Origin of the sequence: Microcoleus sp. PH2017_08_TRC_O_A, assembly GCF_020738665.1 — a bacterium.
GTDB lineage: Bacteria > Cyanobacteriota > Cyanobacteriia > Cyanobacteriales > Microcoleaceae > Microcoleus.
On sequence record NZ_JAEQCE010000038.1, the window covers coordinates 57,085 to 62,676 of the forward strand.

At 43.0% G+C, this 5,592-nt stretch carries 5 protein-coding genes; 1 reads left to right on the forward strand and 4 read right to left on the reverse strand.

Features of this window, described 5'->3' with window-relative positions; genetic code table 11:
- Positions 1-377 precede the first annotated feature (377 nt).
- From JGK22_RS15620 to JGK22_RS15635, 4 genes are all read right to left on the reverse strand, one after another.
- Positions 378-1,631 (reverse strand): URC4/urg3 family protein, encoded by a 1,254-nt coding sequence (locus JGK22_RS15620; protein ID WP_293216462.1) that lies wholly within the window; start codon positions 1,629-1,631, stop codon positions 378-380.
- Between the two features lie 524 nt (positions 1,632-2,155).
- Complete coding sequence (locus JGK22_RS15625) at positions 2,156-3,238, reverse strand: adenylate/guanylate cyclase domain-containing protein (RefSeq protein ID WP_293156167.1); 1,083 nt, start codon at positions 3,236-3,238, stop codon at positions 2,156-2,158.
- Positions 3,239-3,273: 35 nt separating this feature from the next.
- On the reverse strand, positions 3,274-3,594 hold the full coding sequence (locus JGK22_RS15630; RefSeq protein ID WP_293211030.1) for a hypothetical protein: 321 nt from the start codon (positions 3,592-3,594) through the stop codon (positions 3,274-3,276).
- 107 nt (positions 3,595-3,701) lie between these two features.
- Positions 3,702-4,052 (reverse strand): hypothetical protein, encoded by a 351-nt coding sequence (locus tag JGK22_RS15635; RefSeq protein WP_293190253.1) that lies wholly within the window; start codon positions 4,050-4,052, stop codon positions 3,702-3,704.
- A 503-nt stretch (positions 4,053-4,555) separates the two neighbouring features.
- On the opposite strand from JGK22_RS15635, the gene JGK22_RS15640 reads away from it, so the two are divergent.
- The gene (locus tag JGK22_RS15640) at positions 4,556-5,551 is read left to right on the forward strand and encodes a cytosine deaminase (protein ID WP_293313143.1); all 996 of its coding nucleotides are present in this window, start codon (positions 4,556-4,558) and stop codon (positions 5,549-5,551) included.
- Positions 5,552-5,592 lie beyond the last annotated feature (41 nt).

Here is a 5,592-nt window from a genome sequence, read left to right on the forward strand (position 1 = left end):
TCTTTCTTAGATATAAAGCAATACAGTTGACTAATATACTGCTATTCGTGAAACTCCTCTGAAAAATAGATACTGCAATAAAGGTACGTAGTTGCGCTTGAGCGCTCTTTCTTAGATATAAAGCAATAAGGACAATCTTAAGTAAACTGTATTGTATTATAAAGAGCGCTTAAGCGCAACAACGTACCTAATAATTAACATCAATATTGACTAATATTAAACTAGAATTCGCTTAACCACGATTTCTTGGCAAAAAAATACAGCTTTAAAAAATCCTTGCTACAACAATTCAGTTAGACTTTTTCAGTGCCATCGGACTTGCATTCCGAACCTTCCTTCTTCTGACTTCACGCTTGACTTCTGTCAACTGTCCACTGTCAACTATTAAAAAAAGTCCCGTCACTTTCAATATGAATTGGTGGTACTCCAGCAGCCCTCAATTCTGTGGCAATTTTTCGCCCCGCCGCCCAAGTTCCTCCCTGCAAAATCTTCACCAGTGGCAATTTTGTCGCACTCAAATCCAGCTTGTATCGCATAGCTGCTGCAATTTTATCTAAAAGAATCACAGTGACCGATCGCCATTCTACTACAACTTCCGAACCCGGCAAATACTTCTGCTCAAAAATAGCCGAATCTTTTGCCCGTAACAGCCCCATATCCAAACACAAACCGCCGTTACGATACCCCGCTAATCCCGTCAACTCGTCCAATCGCACGACGTACAAACCGAGTTCTTGCAGCGGTTCCAACAGCGAATAAGTCAACCACTGCGAGAGTTGGTGAAACGGCACAAATTCATCTCCCAGATTTTCTCCTTGCAAAGCCCGATGCCGCCAAACCTCACCTAAATTAACGCCACCAATGGCATATTTTCCCGGCCAATTTTCCCCAAAACCTGTCAAAACAGCGCTCAATATTTTAGCACAATCCACAGTTTTGACTCCAGAAACCAGACTGTCAAGCAAGTATTGTGCCAAATTGCCGGGACGCTGGTTCTCGCTGCCAAACAATAATGGATGTTGGCAAATTGCATTCCCCAAACGCTGCAACAATTCTAATCTGCCTGTTAAACCAACTAGCGGATTGTCTCGACTTACTTGAAATCCGGCCGCTAAGGTTTCTAATTTTAATTGAGAAAGCCCGCGAAAATCGGCTTGCCAAGGAAAATCTGGATTGCTGGAAAAAATACCCTGACAAAACATCCGAAAAGTGGCTACTGCCAACCCTTCTGAACGGCGATAAACTTCTTTGGTTTCTGCTTCGCAATACTGCCAATCTGCGCCGGTACTGGCATCGAGTAAAACGCTGACAATGGCTAAATCAAATTTTATCTTTGCTTGTTCTATGACTGAAAATTCTGTTAAAGCTGCATCGAATTGAGCGAGGCGCGGTTGGTTGCCGGCTTCAAAATGCCGCCACTGACTGTGAAACGGAATATTAAAATCGGGATACTGTTGGCGGGTTGTGTCGATTACATAATTTGCTGCTTTGTCGAGTTCGGATAAATCGACACAGAAGAAATTGAGTTTATTTTCGGAGGCTAAGTTAAAAAGCCGATCGCACTTTTGGCGAATCGCAGTTGGTGTTCTCAGATATTTTACAGCCTCTAGCTCAATATTATTCAACTTCATCGAAAATTTTTGGTTTGAAACCCCGTGCTTTGAGCATCGGCTTTACATTTTGGCTAGGCTTTTCCTAGACTAGCCATATTTCTACGGAAATCTCTATGTACCTGACTTAAAAAATCAGATACGCGGACTTGCCACCAAAGAGTTTAACACCTTGCGAGAACTCTGTCGGTTGAGTAAAAACCTTTACAGTGTATGGTTTTATACACTCAGACAGTATTGCTTCCAATCTGGCAAACACCTTCGCTACGAGTGTAACTATTACTACTGCAAGGGAAGCGAGGACTATCAACAGTTGAATACTGATATAGCCCAACATACCCTGAAAGTATTCAATCGAACTTTGCGGAGTTTCTAGGACTTGATAAACGCAGTCAGAGAGGGAAACTATCAACAGAAAGTTCAACTCCCTCACTATCTCCCGACACAGGATTATATCGTGTCCGATCGATTAACCGCAATCAGATTCGATCGCGCGTGCCCCCTTCAGTCCGCACTACCAACTACCGTAGAACAGCAGCGGAGTGTCAAACAACTAAACATCGGTAAACATCATTTTCCTGAAAAAAGTCAAACTGACTGTAATCTAACAGATTATCTAAGATCGCATTTTTATCGATTTTGATCAGCTTGTATTCCCACTTCGAGCCACTAACTTCGCGTTTTATTTGGTCTGAAACTATTACCGAATTTTTTTCAGTAGCTGGAGATACTATTTTGCTTAAATCTTCCAGCCTGTCGGCAATGTTAATATCTTTTCCGTAAGTGCAAGAGCGAAATATATACAAATTTCCTTTAGCAACTCCCACCGACAAACCGCAAGGTATTTTATGACCGTGTATAAAAAGTTTCCAATTTTCGCACAAACTTTCCATGGCCGCTAGGGCTGAGTGAGCTTCTGGGAAAGTCAACAAATGCGAATCGCCAACAATACTGCGAATTGTGCCACCGTATTCTTCGCAAATGTTTTTTTCAAAAGTATCAAAGTTGGTGAGCAAATATTCAACGTCTCTGATAGAATTAGATTCTTGATAAGCAATAAAACCTCTCAAATCCGCTTTAATTATTGCTTGATTTTCCACAATTCGCGTCTTGTAACTTTGGTCAACTTTGTAAACCTTTTCAGGTTCGCTCATCCCTTTCAAGGAAAACTCATTGACAAAAGATGTTTGCACTTCTGCTTTGTTGAGCGCCAGCCATGCTGCTTGGGACAAATATATTTCATCCTGGGGAGTTACTGATTCTATACGCGCTGTTAAATTGACCGTATCGCCAAAGATATCTTTATCTTGATGCAAGACATCTCCCAAGGTAATCGACACGCGAATAGCCAATCGTTCGTCGTTCGATTTGCTAGATTGTTGGGTTCTCAATTCTTGCTGCATTTCTAAGGCTGCCATCGCGGCTGCTGTGACGCTGGGAAAAATCAGCCAAAATGAATCACCTTCGCCTTTGATCAAACTTCCTTCATTTCTGGTACTAATATCTGAAATAAAAGTTTTATGCTCGTTCAACAAACTACTTAAGTCCGACTGAGATAATTTTTTAACTCGGGCGGTATATCCGCAAATATCTGTTTTTACGATCACAGTAGAACGCAAATTAGCCATAACCTACCCTGACTGATCAAAAACCAGTAATAAATTTAATTTGGCAAAGACGCAACTGTTTCCGAACAGTCGTGTCTTTGCCTTCTGAATCTCCTGGCATCGCGTCCGATCGCTTCTGCAAGAATTGTAGCATCTGGCACAGGGTCTGGCGTGTAGTAGGCGGCGGCTTTTTTGGCGACGATTTCGACTTGTGCGCCTGCGAGAATCCAATCTTCGAGGATGGGGAGGCGATCGACTACTTGAATGCCAGAATTGATAATAGCATTGTATTTGAGATGGCTCATGGAAACTAAACGGTCAGTGCGAGGGATACCCAACCAGTGCAGCACGTCTGGCATTAGTTCTTGAAACCGCATATCTTGAAATCCTGCAACACATTGAGTGCGAGTAAAATAGTCATCAGGGCGATCGCCACCTTCGAGCCTTTTGGGAGCATCTCAGTTTTGCAAAAAGCATTTTTTTATTATAGTGCGAGCACGCAAGAGCTCGCGTATTCTACAACTCGCGAGCGGGGACAGCACTTATAAATGCAAAACTGAGATGCTCCCAGCCTTTTTCTGGCATTGTACACCAAAAACTTAGTTACTTCCCCCAAAGCTCTGCCTTGCTTGCGGAAGTAAACAATTACCCCAGAACTACCGGATTGTGCCGTTTGGATGCAAATTTCGATACCCTGTACCAAATCAGGACGGCAACAAGTGCAGATATCCGAACTAAACACGTCAGAACCCTTGCATTCATCGTCTACCCGTACCGCCAACTGCTTCTGTGGGTCAGAAATATGCACGACATTGCCAATAATATAAAGCAACACGGCTCAGTTGATTTTAGATTTGGGGATTGGGGAATGGGGATTTTTCATTTAAGATTTTAGATCGAGTGATATGCTTGGGTAAATGTTAATTTTTTCCGAAGTGAGTAACACCAAATCCGGTAGCATCAGAATGATTCATCTCTCTATTCTCGGACTCTGTGTCCTCTGTGTTCTCTGTGGTTAAATCATTCCGATGTAACGGTCAACGATATAACGCTATATACATGAACGCGATTTTTTATGAAAGCAATCTCTGTGTCTATTTTTAGATTACTTTTGCTCTCCCTGAGGGGCTTATCCCAGCAGCAAAATTTGACAGATATCATGTTCATTAAAGCTGCTATAATGTTATTGTATAACCCAATAGAGTTCATTTAAGGAGAAGAGGGCGGATGAGAGCATTGACACACTGGATTGTTTCATGAATTATTAGCAGATACGCGCCCCTACAATAGACATCTTCAATAACTCTCAACTCAATAAAATATTAACTAGAAAATTTCATGTTGCCAGCTACATCTAATTATTTGCTAAAAAATGGTCGCGTACCCGAATCTCTTTTAGAGATGAAATCGATCGCCAATTCAGCGTCTACTATCACCACAACAGCCGATCGCAATTTTTGTCTGGTGGATCTGGAAATTGCCAACGGCGCGATCGCCCAAATCATCCCCACAGGTACAGAATCTTTATCCCAACTTGCAGATATTCCGATGGTAGACTTGCAAGGCGGCTTAATTTTCCCGTGTTTTGTCGATATGCACGCGCATTTAGACAAAGGACATATCTGGGAACGATCGCCCAATCCCGATGGAACGTTTGCTAGCGCGATCGACACAGTGCACGCTGATGCCCAAAAATACTGGAATGCAGAGGATGTTTACCGGCGGATGCAGTTCGGCCTCCAGTGCAGCTACGCCCACGGAACCAAGGCGATCCGCACTCACATCGACAGCGCAGGAGAACAGGGAACCGTTAGTTTAGCAGTATTTACAGCCTTGCAGGCCGAATGGCGCGATCGGCTAATTTTGCAAGCAGTTTCCCTAGTTTCCCTGGACTATTTCCTGACACCCGAGGGTGAAAAATTAGCAGACAAAATTGCCCAAATCGGCGGCATTCTCGGCGGCGTCGCCTACATGAATCCCGATTTAGACAAACAACTCGATCGCGTATTTAGCTTAGCCCAAGAACGCGGTTTAAACCTCGACTTCCACACCGACGAAACCGACGATCCAGAATCAACCACACTGCGAGAAGTAGCAAAAACCGCTATTAGGTATGAATTTGCAGGTCAAATAATCTGCGGGCATTGCTGTAGTTTAGCCGTACAACCGCCAGACTTAGTAACAGAAACTTTGACATTACTCAAGGAAGCAAATATTGGCATTGTCAGCTTGCCGATGTGCAACCTTTACCTGCAAGATAGACAATCTGGGTGTACACTTATGCTATGCTTACTGAAAGTAGCTCCCTACTTTAGGAGCCTACTTGGGAAATAGAGTCTACCTAGACTAAATCTAGAAAAAATCTAGAAACCACA

Bases quoted from the DNA above. Each gene is read 5' to 3' on its own strand.
- JGK22_RS15640 (WP_293313143.1), top strand. From the start codon at position 4,556: ATGTTGCCAGCTACATCTAATTATTTGCTAAAAAATGGTCGCGTACCC.
- JGK22_RS15620 (WP_293216462.1), bottom strand. From the start codon at position 1,631: ATGAAGTTGAATAATATTGAGCTAGAGGCTGTAAAATATCTGAGAACA.
- JGK22_RS15625 (WP_293156167.1), bottom strand. From the start codon at position 3,238: ATGGCTAATTTGCGTTCTACTGTGATCGTAAAAACAGATATTTGCGGA.
- JGK22_RS15630 (WP_293211030.1), bottom strand. From the start codon at position 3,594: ATGCGGTTTCAAGAACTAATGCCAGACGTGCTGCACTGGTTGGGTATC.